General features: G+C 42.3%; 24 protein-coding genes. 20 read left to right on the top strand and 4 right to left on the bottom strand.

Annotated features, from left to right (window positions below; translation table 11 throughout):
- The first annotated feature begins 8 nt into the window (after window positions 1–8).
- On the top strand, window positions 9–557 hold the full coding sequence (locus F0227_RS02055; RefSeq protein WP_171751499.1) for a DinB family protein: 549 nt from the start codon (window positions 9–11) through the stop codon (window positions 555–557).
- A complete protein-coding gene (locus tag F0227_RS02050) occupies window positions 557–1,297 on the top strand; it encodes an NRDE family protein (RefSeq protein ID WP_171751498.1) in 741 nt (246 codons plus the stop codon). Before F0227_RS02055 ends, F0227_RS02050 begins: the two co-directional genes overlap by 1 nt.
- A gap of 69 nt (window positions 1,298–1,366) precedes the next feature.
- Here F0227_RS02050 and F0227_RS02045 read toward each other — a convergent pair whose 3' ends face one another.
- Together F0227_RS02045 and F0227_RS02040 are read right to left on the bottom strand one after the other, a co-directional pair.
- Window positions 1,367–1,960, bottom strand: coding sequence for an NAD(P)H-dependent oxidoreductase (locus F0227_RS02045; protein ID WP_171751497.1), 594 nt, complete (start codon window positions 1,958–1,960; stop codon window positions 1,367–1,369).
- An 18-nt stretch (window positions 1,961–1,978) separates the two neighbouring features.
- On the bottom strand, window positions 1,979–2,866 hold the full coding sequence (locus tag F0227_RS02040; RefSeq protein ID WP_171751620.1) for an EamA family transporter: 888 nt from the start codon (window positions 2,864–2,866) through the stop codon (window positions 1,979–1,981).
- Between the two features lie 114 nt (window positions 2,867–2,980).
- Here F0227_RS02040 and F0227_RS02035 point away from each other — a divergent pair, with 114 nt between their 5' ends.
- The 12 genes from F0227_RS02035 to nanQ all read left to right on the top strand — a co-directional run bounded on the left by F0227_RS02035 (window position 2,981) and on the right by nanQ (window position 14,862).
- Window positions 2,981–3,469 (top strand): MarR family transcriptional regulator, encoded by a 489-nt coding sequence (locus F0227_RS02035; protein WP_171751496.1) that lies wholly within the window; start codon window positions 2,981–2,983, stop codon window positions 3,467–3,469.
- Between the two features lie 110 nt (window positions 3,470–3,579).
- Window positions 3,580–4,719: a cupin domain-containing protein gene (locus tag F0227_RS02030; RefSeq protein ID WP_171751619.1), complete on the top strand. Its 1,140-nt coding sequence runs from the start codon at window positions 3,580–3,582 to the stop codon at window positions 4,717–4,719.
- Between the two features lie 464 nt (window positions 4,720–5,183).
- A complete protein-coding gene (locus F0227_RS02025) occupies window positions 5,184–6,161 on the top strand; it encodes a tripartite tricarboxylate transporter substrate binding protein (protein WP_171751495.1) in 978 nt (325 codons plus the stop codon).
- 66 nt (window positions 6,162–6,227) lie between these two features.
- Window positions 6,228–6,722 (top strand): tripartite tricarboxylate transporter TctB family protein, encoded by a 495-nt coding sequence (locus tag F0227_RS02020; RefSeq protein WP_171751494.1) that lies wholly within the window; start codon window positions 6,228–6,230, stop codon window positions 6,720–6,722.
- Window positions 6,723–6,741: 19 nt separating this feature from the next.
- Window positions 6,742–8,262 carry a tripartite tricarboxylate transporter permease gene (locus F0227_RS02015; protein WP_171751493.1) on the top strand — a complete coding sequence of 507 codons (1,521 nt, stop codon included), beginning with the start codon at window positions 6,742–6,744 and terminating at the stop codon, window positions 8,260–8,262.
- 183 nt (window positions 8,263–8,445) lie between these two features.
- A complete protein-coding gene (locus tag F0227_RS02010; RefSeq protein WP_171751492.1) occupies window positions 8,446–9,153 on the top strand; it encodes a transcriptional regulator NanR in 708 nt (235 codons plus the stop codon).
- A gap of 380 nt (window positions 9,154–9,533) precedes the next feature.
- On the top strand, window positions 9,534–10,421 hold the full coding sequence (locus F0227_RS02005) for an N-acetylneuraminate lyase (protein WP_171751491.1): 888 nt from the start codon (window positions 9,534–9,536) through the stop codon (window positions 10,419–10,421).
- 17 nt (window positions 10,422–10,438) lie between these two features.
- Window positions 10,439–11,332, top strand: coding sequence for an ROK family protein (locus F0227_RS02000; RefSeq protein ID WP_171751490.1), 894 nt, complete (start codon window positions 10,439–10,441; stop codon window positions 11,330–11,332).
- Window positions 11,333–11,544: 212 nt separating this feature from the next.
- Window positions 11,545–12,519 (top strand): sialic acid TRAP transporter substrate-binding protein SiaP, encoded by a 975-nt coding sequence (locus F0227_RS01995; RefSeq protein WP_171751489.1) that lies wholly within the window; start codon window positions 11,545–11,547, stop codon window positions 12,517–12,519.
- Between the two features lie 87 nt (window positions 12,520–12,606).
- Window positions 12,607–13,077 (top strand): TRAP transporter small permease, encoded by a 471-nt coding sequence (locus tag F0227_RS01990; protein WP_171751488.1) that lies wholly within the window; start codon window positions 12,607–12,609, stop codon window positions 13,075–13,077.
- A complete protein-coding gene (locus F0227_RS01985; RefSeq protein ID WP_171751487.1) occupies window positions 13,078–14,343 on the top strand; it encodes a TRAP transporter large permease in 1,266 nt (421 codons plus the stop codon).
- A gap of 45 nt (window positions 14,344–14,388) precedes the next feature.
- Window positions 14,389–14,862: an N-acetylneuraminate anomerase gene (nanQ, locus tag F0227_RS01980; RefSeq protein ID WP_171751486.1), complete on the top strand. Its 474-nt coding sequence runs from the start codon at window positions 14,389–14,391 to the stop codon at window positions 14,860–14,862.
- 2 nt (window positions 14,863–14,864) lie between these two features.
- Here nanQ and F0227_RS01975 read toward each other — a convergent pair whose 3' ends face one another.
- Window positions 14,865–15,791: a DMT family transporter gene (locus F0227_RS01975; protein WP_171751485.1), complete on the bottom strand. Its 927-nt coding sequence runs from the start codon at window positions 15,789–15,791 to the stop codon at window positions 14,865–14,867.
- 107 nt (window positions 15,792–15,898) lie between these two features.
- Between F0227_RS01975 and F0227_RS01970 the strand changes: the two genes are divergently transcribed.
- The 3 genes from F0227_RS01970 (at window position 15,899) to arsB (ending at window position 18,484) form a co-directional block, all read left to right on the top strand.
- On the top strand, window positions 15,899–16,810 hold the full coding sequence (locus F0227_RS01970) for a LysR family transcriptional regulator (RefSeq protein WP_171751484.1): 912 nt from the start codon (window positions 15,899–15,901) through the stop codon (window positions 16,808–16,810).
- A gap of 179 nt (window positions 16,811–16,989) precedes the next feature.
- Window positions 16,990–17,328, top strand: coding sequence for a winged helix-turn-helix domain-containing protein (locus F0227_RS01965; protein WP_171751483.1), 339 nt, complete (start codon window positions 16,990–16,992; stop codon window positions 17,326–17,328).
- Window positions 17,329–17,425: 97 nt separating this feature from the next.
- Window positions 17,426–18,484 carry an ACR3 family arsenite efflux transporter gene (arsB, locus tag F0227_RS01960; protein WP_345775788.1) on the top strand — a complete coding sequence of 353 codons (1,059 nt, stop codon included), beginning with the start codon at window positions 17,426–17,428 and terminating at the stop codon, window positions 18,482–18,484.
- Between the two features lie 125 nt (window positions 18,485–18,609).
- On the opposite strand, the gene F0227_RS01955 is transcribed toward arsB, so the two are convergent.
- Window positions 18,610–20,061 carry a sucrose-specific PTS transporter subunit IIBC gene (locus F0227_RS01955; protein WP_171751482.1) on the bottom strand — a complete coding sequence of 484 codons (1,452 nt, stop codon included), beginning with the start codon at window positions 20,059–20,061 and terminating at the stop codon, window positions 18,610–18,612.
- Window positions 20,062–20,292: 231 nt separating this feature from the next.
- On the opposite strand from F0227_RS01955, the gene F0227_RS01950 reads away from it, so the two are divergent.
- The 3 genes from F0227_RS01950 (at window position 20,293) to F0227_RS01940 (ending at window position 24,008) form a co-directional block, all read left to right on the top strand.
- Window positions 20,293–21,282: a LacI family DNA-binding transcriptional regulator gene (locus tag F0227_RS01950; protein WP_171751481.1), complete on the top strand. Its 990-nt coding sequence runs from the start codon at window positions 20,293–20,295 to the stop codon at window positions 21,280–21,282.
- A 157-nt stretch (window positions 21,283–21,439) separates the two neighbouring features.
- Window positions 21,440–23,053 carry a glycoside hydrolase family 32 protein gene (locus tag F0227_RS01945; protein WP_171751480.1) on the top strand — a complete coding sequence of 538 codons (1,614 nt, stop codon included), beginning with the start codon at window positions 21,440–21,442 and terminating at the stop codon, window positions 23,051–23,053.
- Between the two features lie 31 nt (window positions 23,054–23,084).
- Window positions 23,085–24,008 (top strand): aminoimidazole riboside kinase, encoded by a 924-nt coding sequence (locus F0227_RS01940; protein ID WP_171751479.1) that lies wholly within the window; start codon window positions 23,085–23,087, stop codon window positions 24,006–24,008.
- The last annotated feature ends 42 nt before the right edge of the window (window positions 24,009–24,050 follow it).

The raw sequence follows: 24,050 nt of genomic DNA, 5'->3' as shown, positions 1-24,050 counted from the left end.
GAACAACTATGAATAATAACAATCCGTTGCCAAGCAGTGAGCATGTGTGCCCTTCTATTTCCGGTAACTTAGAAGCTATTTCGCAAGGTATAGAGCTTTGTGAGCAGCTTAACCAAAACCACTATGTTCATAAAGCGGTACCTTACGTACAGAGCAGCATTGGCGAGCACCTACGTCATATTATTGATCTCTATCTTGCCGTGAAAAATGAGCAAAACGTCGGTGTTGTGGATTATGATCACCGCCGCCGTGGCGCAAAAGTCGAAACTGACTTACAAACCGGCTTAGACGAATTAAAACAGATTGAAGCATGGTTGCAGACTCTACAAGAAGAACAGTTGGCAAAACCCGTGACCATTCTTTCCGAAGCATCCATCGCGACACAACAAGTTTGTCAAATGCCGTCAAGCATAAGAAGAGAGCTATTATTTGTAGCAAGTCACACCATTCACCATTTTGCACTAATTAAAGTGATCACCGTTCACTGCGATGTCGAAACAAGCGAACATTTGGGCTATGCTCCTGCTACGGCGACCTATCTAAGAGGACAGGCGTAATGTGCACTGCGTCATGGTTATTACAGCCAACGGGTTATCAGGTATTTTTTAATCGGGATGAACAGAAAGGGAGAGCGAAAGCTTTGCCTCCTCAGCAGTACACTACCAAAGGAGAGATCACCTTTTTAATGCCGGTTGATCCTGTCGGTCAGGGAAGCTGGATAGCCACCAATGAATTTGGGTTGACCCTCTGCCTACTGAACTTTTATCAAGGTGAAACGCCTGAAGGCTCTCTTATTAGCCGCGGACAGTTAGTTAAATCATTTGCTCATTACCATTCTGCTGAGTCTCTAATTCACGACTTCAGCCATCTCTCTTTTGAGCAATATGCGCCGTTTACTTTGGTCGTGTTCGACTCGCAATTGACCTCCCACAATGGTCATGTAAGAGCATTACAGTGGGACGGTAAAACACTGGTCGATAGCCTCGCTCTACCGCCCCTGATCTCTAGTGCTGTGGATGCTGATAATGTTCGACAAGTGCGCCGACAACTCTTTGCTAACTGCAATGAAGAAGATGAGAGTGTTACCTCTCGACTGGCTTTTCACCACAGTCATGACCCTAAGAAAGGACATTGCTCTCCGTGCATGCACAGAGAGGATGCTCATACGGTTAGCTTTACACATATCGCAGTGACCAATGAATCAGTAGAGATAAACTATCAAGACGGTTCACCTTGCTTAGCCATGCCTTATCAGCATCTGGCGCTAAATAAACGAACTCAAAAAATGTTTGGTTGATTGGCTGAGGTGTTCTCAGCCTAATCGGCTTACTACTGAGGTTGTAAAAATAGCCCATGCTATTGTTCATTACATACCGTAACGGAACGGTTTTCCTATCGACACCATATCTCTATGCACCGGCTTCAGTGCACTGGCATAACTAGAAAGCAATTGCATTGTATATTCACTTCGCAGCTGAAAATCGTCATCGGTACAGCGATGATCATCCGTCAATAAGGTCTCACAGTTCCGAAACAGCAGATGATCCGGCAAAAAACAGACGTGGTTATTTTTGTTGCCGCTCATACGAAGCTCACTAATGGGATACACTCCATTGATGCTGGCAGAAACACTCACTAACAGAGCAGGTTTATGCGCCAACTCTTCGTCGGTCGCCAACATCAAAAAGTTTTTTAACGCAGGAGTCGCCATACCATGCCACTCGGGAGTGATAAACACAAAAGCGTCAGAGGCTTTAAGTTCCTCCGCTATTGGATTCCATTGCTGCCACTCCTCACTGTTGTTCCACACCCCTTCATTCCATAACGGCAAATTTATTTTCTGTAGATCCAAAATTGTGCTGTCTGAAAAATGAGCCTGTGCAAGCTGTTGTAGATAATGGGCAACGTCTAAGCTTTTTGATGACGGTCTTTGACTTGCTGATACAAGAGTAATTTTCATAGTTGTGTCCTTAAATAATTAGTTTTCAATCACTACATTTGAGTGACTGCGAGTTGGTGAAGCCACTAATACAATGGCGAGAATCACCACTATTGCGCCCAGAGATTGCCACCATGTGAACGTCTCTCCCAAGACGATATAACCTAATAAACAAGCGGATACGCTGCTCAATAGACCAATAAACGATACCGTTACTGACGGTAAACTTTCTAATCCGCGAAACCATAAGAAATAGCTCAACATTGCGCCAACTATGCTCAAGTATCCGTATCCCGCATAGTTCACAAGGGTAAGCTGCTGGGGTATACCTTCTAACCAAAGCGACGTAGGCAAAAGAGCCACACCACCAAACAGCAGTTGCCAACCGGTAAAACCAATGGTCGTCATCTCTTTCGGTTTCCCCCATTTTTTTGTTAGAACCACACCCAAAGCCATGCTAAATGCCCCCAATAATCCCAACGCTACCCCAGTAATATTGAGTTGTGATTCGCTATTAAGTACTAACAGCGCAACACCAATCGCCCCCAATCCACTGGCACTGAGTTGCAATACAGAGTAATTCATAGAGAGGTAGTAGCGGCTTAACACCATAATCAATAAAGGTTGAATAGACATAACAACCGCAGCCATTCCTCCAGGCAAATAAGTCGCGGCAAAAAACAGGCAATAAAAAAACAGACTGATATTAAGCAGACCCAATATAGCGATTCTTCTCCACCAGATACCCTGCGGGTACGCATTGCTAAATAACACAAGTATGATTCCCGCAGGCATCGCACGGATCGTTGACGCCACTAAAGGGCTTTCAGCAGGCAGCATTTCGGTGGTCACGATATAGGTGCTTCCCCAAACAATTGGAGCGATTGCGGTTAACAAAATAGATTTAATGTATTGCATGCTTTTTATTACTAACCTCACTGGGTGAATTTATCTTTTCAAAAAGATTCTTTTTAAAAAGTAATGGAAATTTAGCTTTCGATCAAGTATTTTTTCAAAAAGATACTTTTGGAGAGAAACAACATGCCGACGGATCAAGTGGATAAGATATTGCAACAGTGGTTAACCGTAAGACCCGACCTCGACTGCTCATCAATGGGAGTTGTTGGAAGACTGCGACGCACAAGTGAAAGCTGGAAAGAAAAACTAGCCGTTGTGTTTAAAGCCCATGACCTGAGCAATATTGAGTTTGATATTCTGGCGACAATTCGAAGAAGCGGTCCTGAGCCCATTACTCCAACAGAACTGTACAAAACCTTGATGCTGTCATCAGGTGCGGTCAGTACCCGAATAGAACAGTTAGTTAAACGTGGGTTGGTAGAGCGAGTCGCCAGCGCTGAAGATCGGCGTAGCTGTAAAGTTGCACTCACCACACAAGGTCTCACTCTCATAGATGAAGTGACCAACAAGCACGTAGAAAATATGGACAAGATACTGGGGGGTCTTAACAGTAAGGAGCAGCAGCAGTTGGCAGATCTACTAAAAAAAGTACTCGTGAGCGAACAAAAATAATCCTTGTATCCGATAGCTGGTGATCGGCTTTTTCATAGTGATAATACGAGACGATCATCAGATACACTGTTACAATGCCGCCCCCAACAATGGCAAGTGATCTCTATCTAATGTATCAACTCTCTTTCTCTCTCAGTGAATTTCTCACTCAATACTGGCAAAAAAAACCGACCATTATTAAAGGGGGTTTTCCGCACTTTCACGACCCAATTAGCCCAGAAGAATTAGCAGGGTTAACAATGGAAGAAGAGGTCGACTCACGGTTTGTCTCTAATCTCAACAACAACTGGAGCGCTGAACATGGTCCTTTTGATGAAGAGAAGTTTGCCAACCTTGGTCAAAGTCATTGGTCTTTTATCGTTCAAGCAGCCAATCACTGGCACCAGCCATCTGCGCAACTAGTAGAACCATTTAAACAGTTACCAAACTGGTTGTTTGATGACTTAATGATCAGTTATTCCGTCGAGGGTGGTGGCGTTGGACCACATATTGACCAGTACGATGTATTTATTATTCAAGGTATGGGTAAGCGCCGCTGGCGCGTTGGCGCTAAAGATCAAGGGCAGTATGTAGAAACATGTCGTGCAAGCGCATTGCGTCAAATAGAATCTTTCGATGCCATTATTGACGATGTACTACAGCCCGGTGACATCCTATATATTCCACCCGGCTTTCCTCACGATGGCTATGCACTTGAGCCATCACTAAGTTACTCTATTGGCTTTCGTTCACCGAAAGAACAAGAGCTTATTAGTAATTTTGCTGATTACATTCTCGCTCATGACATTGGTGATGTTCATATGCACAAGCCAGAATTAGCGACTCAAGAAAACTTCGGTGAGATCGCCACCAGCGACTTAGCCAATCTAACCGCAATGTTGAAGGCTGGACTAAACGACAGTGCAAGAGTAGAAGACTTTATGGGCTGTTTGTTAAGTCAGTCTCGTCATCAACTCAATATTATTCCCCCTGAGACACCATGGCAGTCAGAAGAGATCGCTCAGCACCTGTTAGCAGGCGGAGATATTGACAAAGTTTCAGGGCTACGAGCGCTTTACCATCAACAAAACCAAAACGTTATCTACATCAACGGAGAAGTATTTAGTGTCGCTCCCGAGCAAACAACATTGGTTTCTACACTCTGCCATGATGAGACAATCAACCTAGCACGCCTCAACGATAGCATTGACCCTTCTTCTATCGCGTTTATCTGTAAATTAGTAAATAAAGGTTACTGGTATATAAGCTAGCCATACTCGTTATTCGAAATAGCCATCATACTCAAGTTGCCTCACAGTTCTTAAGTATGATGGCGATTATTTTGTAGCAACTTCAATCCAGTTAGTCATTCAAATTTAACTATCATATTTGCTCGATAAAATGTGATCTCACAATCAATAATCAATTTTAAAAAAAGAAAAAGCACTCTCCAAAATGAGCTGTTCCATAGCTAGATAGCCCTTTATTCTTCATGAGTTCCTCTTAATTTAGTCATCCCATCACTGCTATTAACAAAATTCATTATAACTGCAACCTTATTCATTTAGATTTTACATGTGACGCTCATCACTGTTATACCACTGGTATAACAGTACGATAGTTACACCTAATCGTTCCCCCTACAACCAAACGATAGGCAGAAGAAGGACCTAGCTTCTTCTATCCAAAGTTCGCTTACATTTATGGAAATTTAAAATCAAAATAGAGGATATCCATGTTTACATTCACAAAGAAAAAATTACTTGCTGCTGGTGTTGGTCTTTCAGTTAGCCTGCTCTCATCAGCCGCTTCTGCAGCATGGCCAGAGAAGCCAATTACTCTTATCGTCCCTTGGGGCGCAGGTGGTGGTACAGATACAACTGCGCGAATTGTTGGCAAAGCCCTTTCAGAAAAGCTTGGGGTTCCGGTCAATGTGGTAAACAGAACGGGTGGACAAGGTGTAATCGGGCATAGTGCCATAGCAAATGCAAAACCTGACGGCTATACCCTTGGATTAATGACTGCCGAGATCACTATGATGCACTGGACTGGTCTCACTGATCTTACTTATAAAAGTTACACCCCTCTTGGCAAGTTCGCCGGCGTTGTTGGCGGCCTTCAAGTGAAAAAAGGTTCAAAGTTCAGCGATGCCAAGCAAATTCTTGATTATATTGAGAAAAACCCAGGAAAACTAAAAGCATCCGGCGGCGGCTATGGCTCAGTATGGCAGTTAAACCTTGCTGGTCTACTTAATACGGCAGGACTAAAACCTGACGCTGTACGCTGGGTTCCAAGTGAAGGCGCAGCACCTGCGTTACAAGAACTTGTCGCGGGCGGCGTAGATTTCACGTCAACATCAATCAATGAATCTGATGCCATGATCCAAGCTGGTCAAGTTGACGGAATCGTAGTGATGTCTGAAAAACGCAGTGAGTACTACCCGGAAGTACCAACAATTGACGAAGCTGCAAATATCTCTTGGAGAAGCGGTTCTTGGAACGGTTTAGTTGGCCCTAAAGGCTTACCAGAAGAGGTCGTAAGTAAACTTCTTCCACTAGTAAAAGAGATCCAAAATAGTGAAGAGATCCACTCCTTCGCCAATAAGCGTCGACTAAATATATTCCCAGTCACTGGCGCCAAATGGGAAAAAGAGTTGGCTTCTATTGATGCCGCAATGGGTAAGACCATGAAAGTAGCCGGAATTATTAAGTAGCACTCCAATTTTTAGGTAAGTATAAATTGAGGGAGGCTTTGCCTCCCTATTTAAGGTTACATTCTAATGTTAAATAAAAGCACACCATCGGTTCAGTACAGTCTGTTCGAATTATGCTGGGGATTAGGAATCACACTGGTATCAATCTATGTTTATATAAAAGCCAATGCTTTTCCCGACCTACCAGGTAACATTGTTGGCCCCGGAACATTCCCCTCCATCATAGCCGCAATTCTTTTTCCTTGTGGACTACTTCTTGTCATACAGAACGTGACTTCTTATTTTGTACAAGACAAATCACGACAAAAAACAGAGCTAAACTGGTTAAGCCTCATTGCTATCTTTGTAGCTGTATTGTTGATCCCACTTAGCAATGTTTTTTTTGCTGAGCAATATGGCTTCGTACTCATTTCAACGCTAACGACCACCTGTCTTATGTCATTAATGCGAAGAGGAAAATTCGTCTCTTCATTTATTATTTCATTTATCGCGGTTTCAGTATTTAGCTGGATTTTCTCCAACTATTTGCTTGTTCCACTACCAACTGGCGATATCTTTTAGTCCCTAAGGAACATTTATTATGGATAACATTTCAACTGCCTTGTCCTTATTAATGCAACCCAGCGTATTTTTAGCCATTTTGGGAGGGGGATCATTTGGACTAATCATGGGAGCAATGCCCGGTTTAACCGCAAGTATGACGTTAGCATTGATGGTTCCTATCACTTTTTTCTTAGACCCAATTCCTGCATTAGCAGTAATGGCGTCAGCGGGTACCATGGCAATTTTTGCAGGCGATATTCCTGGTGCTCTTCTCAAAATACCAGGTACACCGGCATCTGCCGCTTATTGCGATGATGCTCATAAACTGACTCAAAAAGGCAAAGCCTATACCGCATTAGGCTTGGGACTCATCGCTTCCGTTATAGGCGGCTTTATCAGCGTACTTATCTTGGCATTTGGTGCGCCATTATTGGCGAAGTTTGCCTTAAACTTCAGTTCATATGAATACTTTTGGCTCGCATGTTTAGGACTAAGTTGTGCCACATTAGTCGCGGCTGATAACCCTGCAAAAGGATTTACTTCTCTGCTTATTGGGTTATTTGTCGCAACTATTGGACTGGATCAGACCACGGGATTTGCTCGCTTTACTTTTAACAACATTGATTTAATGGGTGGCATATCATTTATTCCTGCAATGATAGGCATGTTTGCTCTTGCGGAAGTCTTAAAAGTGGTGACAAGTAAATCCGATGCGTCTGCTAACCAAAGTCAATACCAGATTATTCGTAGCAAAAAATCTCAGTTATTTAAAAAAAGCTGGAAAATGAAAGGCAATATTGTTCGCAGTGGATTGTTAGGAACATTAGTTGGCGCAATTCCTGGAGCCGGCGCAGATATTGCCGCGTGGGTAAGTTACGCACTTGCAAAACGCTTTTCAAAGAATCCAGACCAATACGGCCACGGTTCCGAAGAAGGCATAGCTTCAGCATCATCTGCTAACAACTCTAGTATTGCTGGAGGATGGATACCTAGTCTGGTATTTGGCATTCCTGGAGACTCAGGAGCAGCAATTATTATCGGTGTCTTATACCTTAAAGATCTCGCACCAGGACCAACCCTATTTCTGTATCATCCCGAAATTCTATACGCTGCTTTTGGGGTATTCTTTATTGCCAATCTTTTATTGCTTTTTTTAGGCTTTGGTATGATTAGAGTTTCTTCTTACGTACTTAAAGTCCCTTATCCTATTCTGGCTCCGTTGGTTCTACTGTTCTGCGTAATGGGTTCATTTGCAATAAATAATTCTTGGTTTGGTGTTACTGTGATGGTCGCTTCAGGTCTGTTAGGTTGGATAATGATTAAAGCACGTATCCCAGTTGCTCCGGCTATTTTGGGTATGGTGCTAGGGCCATTATTGGAGAAAAATTTCCTCACTTCTGTAGTCAAGTCTGACGCAAATCTGTTGCAGTTTTTTGATCGCCCAATTTCATTTACCTTAGGGGCGCTTACTATCATCATTTGGAGCTGGATGCTGATTAAAGCGCTTCTGCCACTGTGCAAAAATATATACGCAACGTTTATTACCGCAGCAGAGTAAATCATTGCACTCTGGTTATATTTGACCGGAGTGCTTTTGACAAACAATCGCCTTATTCACAGAGATCATCAGAAAAAAAGTAAACTCCTAGACACTGGTATAACACCATGATATGTATAGATGTAATAAGGCCTTAGCCTGCATCACTTCCATTTTTAATCAAATATAAGCAACTAAAAAAATATGAATAAATTTGTCCAACGTCGCCCTATAGCTAGACGCAAACTATCTGAAATAGTTGAAGAAGAACTTGAAATGATGATCCGACAAGGTGAAATTTCAGAAGGTGAACAACTACCATCAGAGAGAGATCTTATGGCGATGTTCGATGTTGGTCGCCCTTCAATTCGTGAGGCACTTTCATCTCTTAGCCGCAAAGGATTAGTTAAAATCACCAGTGGAGAGCGAGCGCGTGCTTGCCGTCCATCTGCTGACACCATCATCTCTGAATTGTCGGGTATGGCAAAAGATTTTCTTACTCGCCCAGACGGTTTTCGTCACTTTGAACAACTAAGACAATTTTTTGAAGCCAGTTTGGTGCGCTATGCCGCTATAAATGCGTCGGACGAGCAGATCCAAGCATTAGAAAATGCCTTGAAAAGCAATGAAAACAGTTTAAATAGCCCAGAGTTATTCAGTAAAACAGATATTGTCTTTCACAGAGTTTTAGCAGAAATACCGCAAAATCCAATTTATTTAGCCATTCACCAAGCGATGGTTGACTGGTTAATTAGAGCAAGGCCGCAAGTGAAAGATCCCATTGAGCTTGCGAAAACAAGCTATCAACATCATAAAGAAATAGTCGCTGCGATTAAAGAACATAACCCAGACAAAGCAGAGGCCGCATTAAAAACTCATTTAGATAATGTATACGACACCTACTACAGCTAACATATTATTACACCGATAATTTACCTTACAAACAACACCAAGCTTGCTAAAACAAGCTTGGCCTCCTTTCAAACTGACTTAAACATATCCCCTTTTAATACTCACTAATTCTTTACTAGCTAGGGTCTGTTGAGCCATCAGCTATTACCAAGTTCTTCATTGGTATCAACCTAGCTTGATATCAATCACCGAAGTAAATACACCGTAAGGTCTTTACCCGCAAAGCAACCAAATCCAACCAATTGCCACGATCTATTTATTACTAATTGTGATCCAGTCAATAAAAACCGCTTCAAATAGCAACAATTTAATGGTGTACTGGTATAACAGGTGTATAGTTACACCAGAAATTAAATAAGTAAGATGTTTTAGGAGCAAGTATGTCCCAGATTAATTTAGACGGTATTTATGCCGCAACGTTAACCCCTTTCTTTGCCGATGAGTCCGTTGATGCAAAAGGGGTACAAGCACTAGTAGAAAACGCAAAGAATCAGCAGTTAAATGGTGTCTATGTTGGCGGCTCAACAGGAGAGGCGTTTATGATGAGCCTTGAAGAGCGTCAACAGGTTCTTGAATTGACTGCAGAAGCGAATCAACACGATCTACAGCTAATTGCTCACGTTGGTACAATCAGAACAGATGATTGCTGCACTCTAGCCAAAGCCGCTAAACAATTTGGTTATGATGCGGTTTCCGCCGTCACTCCTTTCTACTATCCATTAAGTTTTGATGCTCTGCTCGATCACTATAAGCGAATTGTTGACGCAGCTGATGGTGTACCAATGGTGGTTTACAACTTCCCCGCTATGAGCGGAGTCAGCTTAACAGCCGATCAGATTTCCCAACTATTGAGCATAGATAATGTCGTCGCGTTAAAACAGACATCTGGTGATCTCTATCAAATGGAGCAGATAGCATCCAACCATCCTGATAAAGTTATTTTTAATGGCTTTGATGAAATATTCTTGCCTGGTCAATTATCAGGAGCCAGAGGAGGCATCGGAAGTACTTACAACATTATGGGCAAGCGCTATGCCGCTATCCGTGAAGCAATTGCGAACAATGATATTGATTTAGCTAAAACTCATCAGGCCAAAGCTAATCGGGTAATAGACACTTTAGTAAAAGTGGGTGTTTTTTCTGGTCTTAAGTACATCTTAAAAGCACAAGGCATCATTGAATGCGAACGGGTTCGTCGTCCGCTTCAGGCTTTGACTTCAGATCAAGAAACACTATTAAACAAGCTACTCGAAGACAACATGATTTAACTCAGAAGAGTAATATTATGAGAATTGGATTAGATATTGGTGGTACCAAAATTGAACTCGTGGTGTTATCTGAGCAAGGAGAGCTCCTGCATCAGCAAAGAACACCTACTCCAACAAATGACTATAGAACTTTTTTAGATGCGATCATCAATCTAATTAAGAATGCAGAGTCACAAGTCGGTACGGTTTCCACTATTGGAGTTGGGTGCCCTGGAGCCATATCTCCAGACACAGGAGTAATTAAAAATGCCAATTGTCAGGTGCTTAACGGACACGACTTGGCAGCAGATCTTCATAATTACTTTAACTTGCCAGTAAAAATTGCCAACGACGCAGATTGCCTAGCTTTATCAGAGTTTAAAGATGGGGCAGCAAAATCGGCAAGTAGCTCTTGTTTTGCGGCAATTTTAGGTACTGGGTGTGGTGGTGGCGTAGTAGTAAATAGCCAACTGGTCACTGGTGTTAACCGTATCGCTGGTGAATGGGGACACAACCCTCTTCCTGATTGGGACGAAAACGTTGATGGTCCTGAACACATCTGCTATTGCGGAAGAACAAAGTGTCTAGAAAGCTATATTTCAGGCTCAGGCGTGTCGCAAAACTTTCAGCAGATTTATCATAAAAACCTTACCGTCCCAGAGATCGTTGAACTTGCTGAACAGGGCGACCCATGTGCTGTTGAGCATATGGCTAGGTTTTATGACCAGTTAGCAAGATCCTTTGCTGTCATCATTAATATTATAGATCCTGAAGTCATCGTGATTGGCGGAGGCGTTTCTAATATCAGCTCTATCTACTCGCACGTTCCCAAAATTTGGCAAAAGTATGTATTTTCAGACCAAGTTCATACCAAGCTAGTAAGAGCAAAACACGGGGACTCAAGCGGTGTTCGTGGAGCGGCATGGTTATAAAGCTATACCGTTTCTGACTAATTTTAACTGAACAGTAACAGGAGTATCACTTAATCATATAAACGAATAATTCCTTATTGATAATAAACATCAATAAGTCACATAATTATTCAAATTTGATAGATTTTTACCTCTATGCTGGTATAACAGCGTAATAACATAAATGATTATATTACTGGCAATATAGCCAGAACTTTTACGGAGACAAAACAATGAAGTGGAATAAAAAATTGGCAACTGCCTGTATTGCAGCCATGACAATTGCAACACCGCTTTCTTCCTATGCGGCTAAAACGTTAATGTTTGGCCTTGAAGGTTCACTAACGTCACCGCCATACCTAGGCGCGAAAAAAACAGCTGAAGTCCTTGAAGAAGTGTCTGGTGGCGAGCTAAAAATGAACGTATACCCTGCTTCTCAGTTAGGGAGTGTACATGACATGCTTGAACAAGCTTCTGTTGGTGAACTGGATGTTACCATGCAGGTATTTGGTGGCATGGCTCGTTATATACCAAGGTTAGAAGTGCTAGAAACCGCGTATGTCGTACGAGATTTTGAACACCTGCAAAAAATCTTTAACAGTAATTGGGGCAACGAAGTTAAAAGTGAGCTAATCGATAACTTCCAGTTACGACCTATCGATAATTGGTACTTTGGTTCGCGTCAAACTTCATCCAACAAGCCTCTTAATTCATATGACGATTTTAAAGGATTGAAACTGCGAGTACCTAACGCAAAAGCACTAATAAACTTTGCTAAATCGGCACAAGCACGACCGACTCCAGTAGCATTTGCTGAAGTGTATTTAGCTTTACAAACTAATGCGGTAGATGGACAAGAAAACCCACTGCCGACTATTGAGTCTATGAAGTTTTATGAAGTTCAGAAGAACATCGCAATGACCAGTCATGTCGTGCAAGATCAAGCGATTGTTATTTCAGATAGCACTTGGGCAGACCTATCTGAACAAGAAAAGTCTTGGTTAATGAAAGCCATCAAAGCGGGAGGAGAGTACAACAACCAACTGGTAAAAGAGAAAGAGCAAAAACTGATCGATTTCTTTAAGTCTGAAGGGGTTAAATTTACTTACCCTGATCTCAAACCATTCCGTAATGCCATGAAAGAGTACTACGCTGATATTGATAAGCAATATGGCGAAAATACCGTTGAGCAACTAACTAGCCTATAGTAAACAGGCCTTTGCCCTACCAGGGGTAAGGGCCTTAAATCGGAAAAACCTATCATGTTATGCTTTATTAAAAACGCTGAAAGAAACATGTCGACCATTTTGTTTGTCGTGCTGTTTATTACCCTAGTTTTGCAAATATTCAGTCGTTACTTTTTTGATATGTCTATTGTTTGGACGGAAGAAGTTTCTCGCTGGCTTTACATCTATATAGTTATGCTTGGTGCCAGTGAAGCTGTTTCGAAAAGAGATCATATCACGGTCGATCTCGTGCCAAATATGCTTCAGCCTAGAGGTCGTGCTCTACTTTTTATCTGTATACATTTTATCTACTTACTGGCTTGCTTATACCTAGTTAAGCTCGGATATACATCCACACTTCGTATGGACAGGTTGCAAGCTATCACAATGGATATTCCTGTCTCGTATCTGTACGTAATAATTCCTGTAGGTTTCGCTTTAATGGCGATTCGCTCAACCATAAACATATTTCAAGACAGTTTAATTCTGTTAGGTCAACACGCACACACGCCGTGCCATAGCTCAGAGGAGCACAAATAAATGTTTACTCTTTTTGCTGGCTGGGGAACATTACTCGCCATCGGTATGCCGGTCGCTATGACTCTATTGGTCACCTCTTTAGTTTACTTGACCTTTAATGGCGGTATTGCACTGGCTCCACAAAAAATGTTAGCAGGATTAGATTCATTTCCTCTGCTAGCCGTACCATTTTTTATCTTCGCTGGGTTGCTTATGAACAGCGGTGGTATCACGGAAAGAATGTTCCGCTTTGCCAAAGCCATGCTTGGCCACTACACAGGAAGCCTAGGGCATGTAAATGTATTAGCGAGCCTTTTATTTTCAGGTATGTCAGGCTCGGCACACGCTGACTCTGGTGGCTTAGGACAACTTGAAATCAAAGCGATGCGCGACGAAGGTTATCACGATGACTTTTCTGGGGCGATTACCGCAGCATCCAGTGTCATTGGTCCTTTAATGCCTCCAAGTATCCCTATGGTTATCTATGGAGTGACATCTGGCGCATCCATTGGTGCTCTTTTTATTGGTGGTATCGTACCCGCATTTTTATGCGCTGCAGCTCTTATGACCTTGGTCTTTTTTATTGCGAGAAAACGAGGCTATCCCGTACATCCAAAAGCAACAAGACAAGAAGCGTGTCAGGCATTAAAAGGAGCTGTACTTCCACTCTTAACTCCGGGCATCATCATTGGTGGGATCTTTTCTGGTTTTGTCACACCTACCGAGGCCGCCGTTGTCGCATCTATGTATGCTCTGTTTCTCGGTTTTTTTGTCTATAAAGAGCTTAACTTTCAGAAACTAGTGGAAATAATCAGAGAAACAGTAAACACCTCTGCTGTTATTGGCTTATTGATCGCCGGTGTCAGTCTATTTGGTTATGTCGTAGTGAAAGAAAGAATCCCACAGCATGCTGCGGAGTTTTTCCTCGACTTCACTGATAACCCTATTATCTTTATGCTGGCTATTAACTTAATGTTATTGGTCTTAGGAGCATTTATTGAAACACTTGCTCTATTACTATTAGTAGTACCCATTTTATTACCAGTGGCTATCTCTTTGGGTATCGACCCTGTCTATTTTGGCGTGGTTATGGTCTTAAATATGATGTTGGGAATTCTAACTCCTCCTATGGGGGTCGCCCTATTTGTAGTTGCTAAAGTCGGTAATATTCCATTTCCGGTGTTAGCTCGTTCGGTCATTCCATTTCTAGTGCCACTTTTCATGGTTTTAGTACTGGTTATACTATTTCCATCTTTAGTGATGTTTTTGCCAAACCTATTAATGTAGTCTTTTGGGAGCGAAAGCTCCCCTTTTTCATTTAAGGACATTACGATGTTGTTATGCCATATTAATCAAATTGAACATTACCACTATCTGCCAGAAGCCATTAGACAGGGTTTGCAATATATCGCTTCTATCGACGATCCTGAAAATGTCGCGATCGGTCGCCATGATATTAAAGGCGATTTAATGTTCGCAGTTGTCATGGAGTACACCACCGAAGCCGCAGCAGATAAACAAGCGGAACTACACCAGCAATACATTGATATTCAAACGCTTCTTTCAGGAACTGAGACTATTGAATATGGACTACCCAACGCTGACAACACTCCTGCCACAGATTATGATGAAAAAAGCGATTTTCAATTACTCAGCAATGTTGCCAACCCGCAGAGAATTACTCTTCGCACTGGCGATTGTGCACTCTTTTTTCCAACCGAACCTCATAAGCCCGGCTGCAGCGCTGAAACACAAATTAATGTAAAAAAAATGGTGGTAAAAATTCATCATTCATTGCTTAAATAACATCAACTCTGTTTGAGCCACTTTTCTCTTATGAAGAGTGGTTTATCGGCTATATTCGCTGCCACGCACAAGGTCGAAGTTAACACCAGCACCGCACCAAACAGTTGCCAAGAACTAAACGTCTCCCCTAAATAGATAAACGCAAACAGAGCACCAAATGCAGGCTCAGACCCCATCAGAAGAGAAACCCGAGAAGGAGAACTGCGTTTTATCGCGTAGTTCTGAACAAAGAAGGCAAACAAGGTACAGACAGTAACCAAATACAAGGTGTTTAACCAAAATGTGTCATCACGAACCATTAGAAAATCCAATTCCCCCGACACAATGACAACAGTAAGCGAAAGCAACATAACCATGCTTGACTGGACGGTGGTAATTTCGAGGGCAGAAAGAGATTTACTATTGATGACCTGTTTGGTCATCACCACGATCACCGCCCGCAACAGGGCGGCAATTAGAATATAGAAATCCCCTTGATTTAAAGAGATTTCTGAGAGGTTAATTTCGGTCAGTAACAGCACGCCAACCAAGGAGATAACAACAAATAAGAACAGTGATTTTGCCGGTGCTTTTTTTAGCCACCACCACTCAACCAACGGTGTCAGCAATATGCAAATACTGATCAAAAAAGCGGCATTTGAAGCCGTGGTGTGAAGAACACCGTACGTTTCTGCGCAAAATATGGCAAACAGAACAACGCCACTAGGAATCGCCTTCTTCCATGGCCCAGTCTTGCCTTGCCAATGACGATAAATAAACAGTGGCAAGAGAATAAATGAGGTCATAAAAAAGCGAATAAACAGAAAACAAAACACTGTGGTGTACACCAAACTCATTTTGGTTACGCTATAACTTGTCCCCCAAGCAATCGCCACAAGCAACAATAGCAATTCGGCATAGGGTATTTTTTTGCATGGAAACAATAACATCTACCTATCTCTTTCAGTTTTATTTAACAGTTACCACCTAATTGCTTTATCTTAATCTATGCTTAATTGTTATATAATACGCTAATTACTCACAATACTTATGACTTATGAGCACAAATAAAATTGTCCATTTACTGCCAGATATGGTGGCGTTTGTTACGGTGGTTGAAGAAGGAAGCTTCACCGCTGCAAGTAAAAAACTTAGGGTCACGCCGTCAAGAATTAGCCGACAGATAGCCAACTTAGAAGATTCGCTTTCCGTCTCTTTACTGGAGAGAACCACCCGAAAGCAATCTCTTACTTCTGCAGGTAAAGAAGCATTAATCCATTGCCAAGCGATTGTGGATAACGCCAAAGAAATGGTGAATATTTCTGAGTCCACCCAGCGAGAGATCAACGGCAAATTGCGAGTTTCTATTCCTAAAGCTTATGGTCGTAAAGTACTCTCGCCACTGCTTTTGCAGTTTATGCAGCAATACCCCAATATTGAGTTAAATGTTAAAGCAACGGATCGCCTACTCGACCCTATCCATGATGACGTTGATATTGTGTTTCGCTTAACTCGTTCAGCCAGTGAGCATTTGGTCTCCAAGCAGATCGGCAGTGTCGACCTATACTTATGCGCGACATCAGACTATCTGCAAAACGCGGGGACTCCCCAAACGCCCGATGACTTATACCACCACAGTTGTCTTCATCTTGGCGAAACTCTTCATGATAACGAATGGGAATTTGAACAAGACAAACAGAAAACAAAAGTGTCTGTCGCGGGGCGCTATTCGGTTAATAATACCGGCATGCGTTTGGATGCTGTATTCGCCAATCTTGGGATAGGAATCTTTCCAGATTTTATTGTTCAGGAGTTGGTCGCTAACAAACAACTTGTTCGCGTGTTACCCGATTGGACCATTAAAAGTAATTATCAGGGGAAAATTATTATGCAATACACACAAACCAAGCATATGCCCGCTAAGATGCGAACCTTTATCGACTTTGTCCAACAACATATTTCGCAATAAACATAGCCAACACTTAAAACGGGGAATCACGAAGATAAACCGTAAAAGTAAAATAATCGTTGCTTGTTTTAACAGGGAAGCGTAACATTAATCGCAATTCGACGATTAACTATCAATATGCCACTTTTCATCATTAAATCAGTAATGGAGAAAGGCCGGCGATAAATAGGCAGCAACTTATGACAACCGGATGCAATAGCAATGCACAAGCTTTTTCCTCTACTGAGCAAGAGCTACAACAAGAACAACAGCTTGCCGCATTAGCAAAAGCACTCTCTCATCCAGCTAGAGTGAGAATCTTAAAAATATTGTTAACTCTGGACAACTTGGATGGCTGTTTAAATAGTGATCTGGTTGGAGAGCTAAGGTTAGCACAATCAACGGTATCCGAGCACTTACGAATCTTAAAGCAGGCGGAATTTATATCTGCTGAACCTATTCCACCCAAAATGTGCTATCGAATAAATCGTCATAAACTCGACCAATTTTCAGCGCTTTTTTCCACCATTTGCCACTAAACTGACATGTAAATGATATAGCTTTAGTCATTTGTACCCTTAACCATTTGTAACTTAAATAATCGTCATTCGACGATAAACGAACAGAGAAATTATTGTGGATATAAATCAAACACAAGCAAAACTAGGCCTACTTGACCGCTTCCTTACGGTTTGGATTTTTGTAGCTATGATCCTTGGCGTCGCTATCGGCACTCTATTCCCTCAAGTTGTTGAGATAAATGAAGCGATGTCAGTTGGAACCACCAATGTCCCACTCGCTATTGGTTTAATTTTGATGATGTACCCACCATTAGCGAAAGTGAATTACCGTCTATTGGGAAAAGTAACTAAGGATAAACAAGCAATAACCCTTTCACTGATCATGAACTGGATTGTTGGTCCCATTCTTATGTTTGTACTGGCACTGACCTTTCTTGCTGACTACCCAGGCTACATGGTCGGTATTATTTTAATTGGATTGGCGCGTTGTATTGCCATGGTACTGGTATGGAATGATATTGGCGGTGGAAATCGTGAGTATGGCGCAGCACTGGTAGCCATCAATAGCTTGTTTCAAATTGTCACATACAGCTTTATGGCTTGGTTGTTTATTACTGTACTCCCACCTGTATTCGGCTATCAAAGCATGGTCGTTAACATCTCCATGGCTGACATTGCCAAAAGTGTCATGATCTATCTTGGTATCCCTTTCTTGGCAGGGTTTGTAAGCCGTGAAGTATTAACAAGAGTGAAAAGTGAAGAGTGGTATAACGAGGTCTTTATTCCGGCTATATCTCCAATAACATTAATCGCTCTGTTAGCAACCATTGTTCTAATGTTCAGTTTAAAAGGTGAAATGATCGTTGAGCTACCTATGGATGTCGTTCGTGTCGCAATCCCCCTCACTCTCTATTTTGTACTGATGTTTTTTACCAGCTTTGCCATCGGACGAAAAATGGGATTACCTTTCGACAAGAATGCCTCTATCGCCTATACCGCTACAGGCAATAACTTTGAATTGGCCATAGCCGTATCTATCGCGGTATTTGGTATCAACTCTGATCAAGCGTTCGCCGGAGTGATTGGTCCACTGATCGAAGTACCAGTGCTGATTGCTTTGGTCAATTACACCTTACGCAGCAAAGCAAAAGCGTCGGCAACAAATGCAGCATAAGCAGATAACATCACCTGTTGGCTAAGAATACGGTTAACACAGTGAGATTTGGGACATGCCCATAAAAAACGCCCACTTGAAATAAGTGGGCGTTTTACATTGTAAATTAAGCAATAACCTTACTGTTAAGCAACGGCTTTTTCAGCTTGAGTTTGTTGTTGTTTTGCTTTTTGACGGGTCGCAAGTACAAGTGTCAACGCAAAAGACAATGCAAACGAAATAAGCATACCAATGACAAAGATAGAGATGCTATTTGGGCTAATTGAAATGATACCTGGAATACCCGCAGCCCCTAATGCTGTCGCTTTTACATTAAACATCGTTAGGAAGGCACTCGAGATTGCAGCCGCGATAATCGCCGCGACAAATGGGTAGCGCAGTTTAAGGTTAACACCAAACATAGCGGGTTCAGTAATACCTAATAACGCCGTCACACCCGATGGCATAGCGATACCTTTCGTTTTAAGGTCTTTAGTCGTAAAGCCGACAGCCAGTGCCGCACCACCTTGAGCAATGTTAGACATAGCCGCGATAGGGAAGATAAATGTACCGCCAGTTATTGCAATATCCGCTAACAGTTGAGTTTCAATCGCGATAAAACTGTGATGCATACCTGTGATTACAAACGGAGCATAGATAAAGCCAAATAGCGCACCACCAATAAAGCCAGCAGAGTCGTATAACCAGCTTAGGCCATCACCTAATAGGAAACCGATATCACGAGTAATAGGGCCAACCAAAGTGAAGGTAAGGAAACCAGTAATAAAAATAGCCAGCATTGGCGTTAACAAGTTGTCCAATACAGAAGGGATAACTTTACGTAACCCATTCTCAACTTGTGCAAGAATAAATGTTGCCACCAATACAGGTAGAACAGAACCTTGATAACCCACTTTTTGAATTTCAAAACCAAAAATGTTCCAGACCGGGATAGTGCCTGACACACTTGCACCACCAAAACCCCAACCATTAAGCAAATCTGGATGAACCATCAACATACCCAAAGCCGCACCAAGGAATGGGTTACCACCAAACTTCTTAGAGGCAGAAAACGCTAACAAAACAGGCAGGTAAACAAAAGGAGCGTTAGCAAAGGTGTTAATCATACTCGCCAGATCAGCAAGACCAGGATTGGCCTCAATCAATGACTGCCCTTCAATAAACAGTCCTGATGCCGTTAATAGGTTGAATACCCCCATTAATAAACCACCAGCAACAATGGCAGGAATAATCGGAACAAAAATATCCGACAAACCTTTAACTAAACGTTGTGCTAAGTTTTGCTTTTGAGCCCCCGCGCTTGCGACATCACGAGTAGACATTTCAGCGATACCCGTTAGTTTTGCCATTTCAGCATAAACTTGGTTAACAATGCCAGAACCAAAAATAATCTGGTATTGGCCAGAAATCTTAAACTGGCCTTTAACACCATCTAAGTTCTCAATGACATCTTCTTGAATGAGAGATTCATCTTTAACAGAAAGACGAAGCCTAGTCGCACAATGCGCTAAAGCTTCAATATTGTCTTTACCACCAAGTAGCTGCATAAGCTCTTTTGCAACAGCAGGGTAATTCATAGTCAACTCCAATTATTGAATGTTACGTAACTAAATTTAGTTTCGGGAACGTTTGCAAAACCGAGTTTTATGAAAATCACCCCATCAGTCAAAACAAATATGACTTATATGTGATCAAAATCTCTTTATTGCTCATCAGAATAGGGGGTAAATGGATTTATATCGCTGTCAATCTGCAGTGATTACTGAGAAAATTGGTAACAATTGCATAAAATAGGAATGTTGGAATTAATGGCAGGTTTACACGACGTCGCAAAGCTAGCTGGAGTATCGAAATCCACGGTGTCCAGAGTGATAAATAACGAGTATGGCGTAAAAAAAAGCACCAAAGAGATCGTTCAAAAAGCTATCGAAGAGTGCGGTTACGTCGTTAACCAAGTCGCCAAAGATCTGAAATCACAAAAAACCAATTTGATTGGTGTCATTGTCCCAGCTCTCTCTTCAAACTCCACTGCACAAGGGGTTGATGGCCTGAGTCATGTATTCGACAAGCATGGAAAACACGTTTTATTAGCCAATAGTCAGCACAATCACGATAAAGAGATTGAGTACATCAAGCTCTTTAACCAAAAGAGAGTGGAAGGGATAATTCTCTACGCGACACATTTAGATAATGAACTGGTTAAAGTGATCGAGCAGTCGAGCGCTCCTGTCGTTCTTATCGGTCAAGATGGTTCACTTTTTGATATTCCGAGCATTATACATGATGACGTTAGAGTTGGATTTACGGCTGGAGAGCGTTTAATAGCTGCGGGCTGTCGACATATAGGCTTTATCGGCGTTGCTATAGATGATATCGCGGTAGATTCCATGCGCTATCAAGGCTTATCTCAACAGCTATCAATGTCTGGTTTTGGTGAACCCATATTTCACAGTAGAGGTGAATTTACCATAGAGTCAGGCTACCAACAAACCAAGAATCTTATAAAAGAAAACAAAGAGTTAGATGGCATATTCTGCGCAACGGACAAGATTGCAATTGGCGCGATTAAAGCGATCGAAGAGAGTGGTAAAAAAGTCGGTAAAGAGATCAAAGTTATAGGAGTAGGTAACGATGAAATAGGTATGGTTGCTAGCCCTTCCCTTTCAACATTTCATTACGCTTTTGAATCTGCGGGAGAAACCGCCGCATCGGTAATATTAGATTTAATCAATGGTAAACAACAACTTATGAGCAAAGTCGTTTTGAAATTCAAGAATATTGAACGTCAATCTTGTTAATCGTGTCTTGGCGAAAAGGCCTCTTCTTTTAGCAACAGATCCATTAAAGCCCGCCCTTAAAGCACTCTTTTATTGTCACCCTTTCTAAAACCTCTTGAGTTAAGAGGTTTCTTTTATTATAGTTGCAAACGTTCCCGAAAATACAGAAATCGACGAAATGCTAGAAAATTACATTGCAAGCTGCGGCGGCATCAACAACATATCTCGCATATTACACAGCGACGAACAGCTTATATTCGAAGTAGACCAGCTAAGCCTCGTCGTCAATGATGCTAAAATTAATACGAATGCAGCTATGTCTCAAGTAAGCTTTCGTCCTGCTCATACGGTAGACCTGTATAAGTTATTGTCGGTTGGTAGCAGCATTAAAAACCGCCAGCTTAACGCCATCCAATCATTGGAAAAACCAGTTGAATGCCACTACCGTCCGAGTTGGCACATCGCTCCTCCATCAGGGCTGCTTAATGATCCCAATGGGTTTATCTACCACAATGGCGAATACCACCTATTTTATCAGTGGTCTCCTTTTCAGTGTCAGCACGTAGATAAGTATTGGGCACACTTAACCAGTAAAGATATGGTCCATTGGCAGGCACGACCTATCGCTTTAACACCCTCTGACTGGTTTGATAGCCATGGTGTTTTTTCCGGCCACGCGGTAAGCAACGAACAGCAGCTAATGCTGTTTTATACCGGCAATGTTCGGATTGGTGAAGAACGTCAACGGCAAACAACCCAATGTTTGGCGGTCTCCGACAATGGTATCGACTTTAACAAAATTGGCCCAGTTATAGACTCCCTACCAGAAGGAGTAACGCCTCACTGTCGTGATCCTAAAGTGGTCAAGATTGGCGATGAATGGTGGATGTTACTCGGCGTTCAACGTCAAGATTTAACTGGTCGTCTCGCGGTATACAAATCTAAAGACCTTTACAACTGGCAATTTGACCAACTTTATGGCGATGAACTGGGTGACTTTGGCTATATGTGGGAGTGTCCCGATCTATTTCTGTTAGACGACAACTTATTGGCGGTTATCGGCCCACAAGGTATTACATCTACAAGCCAACACCACACCACTCCTCATCATAATGGTTACCTAAAAGCGACCATTTCTGAGCAAGGCCACTTGTCCATGTCAGATTTTGAACAGCTCGATCACGGTTTCGATTTCTACGCCCCTCAAACATTGCAAACCGAAGATGGGCGACGAGTATTAACGGCTTGGATGGGGCTTCCCGATGAAGTCAATCACCCAACAGTGGATAATGGCTGGATCCACCAGCTCACCTGCTTACGCGAACTCTCCCTCAATGACGGACACCTTTATCAACAACCGGTGAGTGAACTCACGTCATTACGCAAACCTTTAGAGGAGTTCACACTAGATAACTCGACGATGTCACTGGCAACTCGCTCGTTTGAACTAAAAGTACAATTACACTGGGGGGATACTTTGTCGCTGTTCAAAGATGACAATAACCAAGTCACTATTGCACTGAATAAAGAGAACCGCACCTTGTACCTAGACAGAAGCAAAACTCAGATTCGGCAAGGGGATACTATTCGCGAATTGGCACTTCAGAGTGAAGTGGTTGATTTGCATATTCTCTCCGACAATTCATCGTTAGAAATTTTTATTAATCAGGGCGAGTTTGTGATGAGCAGTCGCATATTTGTTCCGAATACCGCCACTGGAATTGCGCTTAAAGGAAAAGCTCAATGTCAATTCTGGCCCCTTTCACCAGCCAGTGGATCCGGTAATGATTAACCTTATCCGCTCACATCAAAGGTAAATGACTATGAACAAAATTTGGCTTTCTGGCGACGCCGTAGTTGATCTTATTGCTAATAGTGAAACAACTTACTTAAAATGTCCCGGAGGGGCTCCTGCAAATGTTGCCGTTGCGGCGTCACGTCTTGGAGCCGACAGCGCCTTCTTTGGCCGCGTGGGCAATGATCCACTTGGTCGTTTTATGCAGCAAACCTTAGAGTCCGAACAAGTTGATACATTCTATTTGCAACTCGATAACGAGCAGCGTACTTCTACCGTCATTGTTGACCTAGATGATGACGGCGAACGCAGTTTCACCTTTATGGTAAAACCTAGCGCAGACCAGTTTCTTCAGCCAAACGATATTCCATCATTCCAAGCTGGTCAGTGGCTACATATTTGCTCTATTGCGTTGGCAAATGAGCCAAGCAGAAGCTCGACGTTTTTAGCGATGAGTGAAATAAAAGCCGCAGGTGGTTATGTCAGTTTTGATCCCAACTTAAGGGAAGAGGTGTGGAGCAAACCAGAAGAGATAAAAACTGAAGTACTTAAAGCTGTAGCCATGGCGGATGTGGTTAAGTTTTCAGATGATGAACTGCTGTACTTAACCGATAGTGAGTCTTTGCAACAAGGCATAGATAATATCGCTCAATACCATATCCCGGTGATGATTATTACTCAAGGCGCTAAAGGCGCTCTGCTTGTGCACAATTCACAGCAGCAATTAATTAGTTCCCAGGCAGTAAAGCCCGTAGATACCACAGGAGCGGGAGATGCCTTTGTCGGTGGTCTACTTGCTCGACTGTCACAGAGTCAGCAATGGCAACAACGGGATAATATTATCGATGCAATAAAATGGGCGAATGGCTGCGGTGCATTGGCGACAACCAAGAAAGGAGCGATGACCGCATTGCCAAATAAACAGCAGTTACTCAACTATATTTCAGCTTAGGTTTCTAGGCTGAATAACAAAGCACCCCCCTAAATAAGATGC

The organism is Vibrio sp. 99-8-1, from assembly GCF_013114595.1.
Classification (GTDB): Bacteria; Pseudomonadota; Gammaproteobacteria; order Enterobacterales; family Vibrionaceae; genus Vibrio.
Note: the sequence above shows the minus strand (reverse complement) of the source record. Positions and strands in the feature narration are given on the sequence as shown.

Excerpts from the sequence above, each read along its gene's own strand:
- F0227_RS01940 (WP_171751479.1), top strand. The coding sequence starts at position 23,085 with ATGAACAAAATTTGGCTTTCTGGCGACGCCGTAGTTGATCTTATTGCT.
- F0227_RS01975 (WP_171751485.1), bottom strand. The coding sequence starts at position 15,791 with ATGTTATTGTTTCCATGCAAAAAAATACCCTATGCCGAATTGCTATTG.
- F0227_RS02000 (WP_171751490.1), top strand. The coding sequence starts at position 10,439 with ATGAGAATTGGATTAGATATTGGTGGTACCAAAATTGAACTCGTGGTG.
- F0227_RS01955 (WP_171751482.1), bottom strand. The coding sequence starts at position 20,061 with ATGAATTACCCTGCTGTTGCAAAAGAGCTTATGCAGCTACTTGGTGGT.
- F0227_RS02045 (WP_171751497.1), bottom strand. The coding sequence starts at position 1,960 with ATGAAAATTACTCTTGTATCAGCAAGTCAAAGACCGTCATCAAAAAGC.
- F0227_RS02005 (WP_171751491.1), top strand. The coding sequence starts at position 9,534 with ATGTCCCAGATTAATTTAGACGGTATTTATGCCGCAACGTTAACCCCT.
- F0227_RS02035 (WP_171751496.1), top strand. The coding sequence starts at position 2,981 with ATGCCGACGGATCAAGTGGATAAGATATTGCAACAGTGGTTAACCGTA.
- F0227_RS01945 (WP_171751480.1), top strand. The coding sequence starts at position 21,440 with ATGCTAGAAAATTACATTGCAAGCTGCGGCGGCATCAACAACATATCT.
- F0227_RS02030 (WP_171751619.1), top strand. The coding sequence starts at position 3,580 with ATGTATCAACTCTCTTTCTCTCTCAGTGAATTTCTCACTCAATACTGG.
- F0227_RS01970 (WP_171751484.1), top strand. The coding sequence starts at position 15,899 with ATGAGCACAAATAAAATTGTCCATTTACTGCCAGATATGGTGGCGTTT.
- F0227_RS02015 (WP_171751493.1), top strand. The coding sequence starts at position 6,742 with ATGGATAACATTTCAACTGCCTTGTCCTTATTAATGCAACCCAGCGTA.
- F0227_RS01985 (WP_171751487.1), top strand. The coding sequence starts at position 13,078 with ATGTTTACTCTTTTTGCTGGCTGGGGAACATTACTCGCCATCGGTATG.
- F0227_RS02050 (WP_171751498.1), top strand. The coding sequence starts at position 557 with ATGTGCACTGCGTCATGGTTATTACAGCCAACGGGTTATCAGGTATTT.
- F0227_RS02010 (WP_171751492.1), top strand. The coding sequence starts at position 8,446 with ATGAATAAATTTGTCCAACGTCGCCCTATAGCTAGACGCAAACTATCT.
- F0227_RS01965 (WP_171751483.1), top strand. The coding sequence starts at position 16,990 with ATGACAACCGGATGCAATAGCAATGCACAAGCTTTTTCCTCTACTGAG.
- F0227_RS02055 (WP_171751499.1), top strand. The coding sequence starts at position 9 with ATGAATAATAACAATCCGTTGCCAAGCAGTGAGCATGTGTGCCCTTCT.
- nanQ (WP_171751486.1), top strand. The coding sequence starts at position 14,389 with ATGTTGTTATGCCATATTAATCAAATTGAACATTACCACTATCTGCCA.
- F0227_RS02020 (WP_171751494.1), top strand. The coding sequence starts at position 6,228 with ATGTTAAATAAAAGCACACCATCGGTTCAGTACAGTCTGTTCGAATTA.
- F0227_RS01950 (WP_171751481.1), top strand. The coding sequence starts at position 20,293 with ATGGCAGGTTTACACGACGTCGCAAAGCTAGCTGGAGTATCGAAATCC.
- F0227_RS01995 (WP_171751489.1), top strand. The coding sequence starts at position 11,545 with ATGAAGTGGAATAAAAAATTGGCAACTGCCTGTATTGCAGCCATGACA.
- F0227_RS02025 (WP_171751495.1), top strand. The coding sequence starts at position 5,184 with ATGTTTACATTCACAAAGAAAAAATTACTTGCTGCTGGTGTTGGTCTT.
- F0227_RS01990 (WP_171751488.1), top strand. The coding sequence starts at position 12,607 with ATGTCGACCATTTTGTTTGTCGTGCTGTTTATTACCCTAGTTTTGCAA.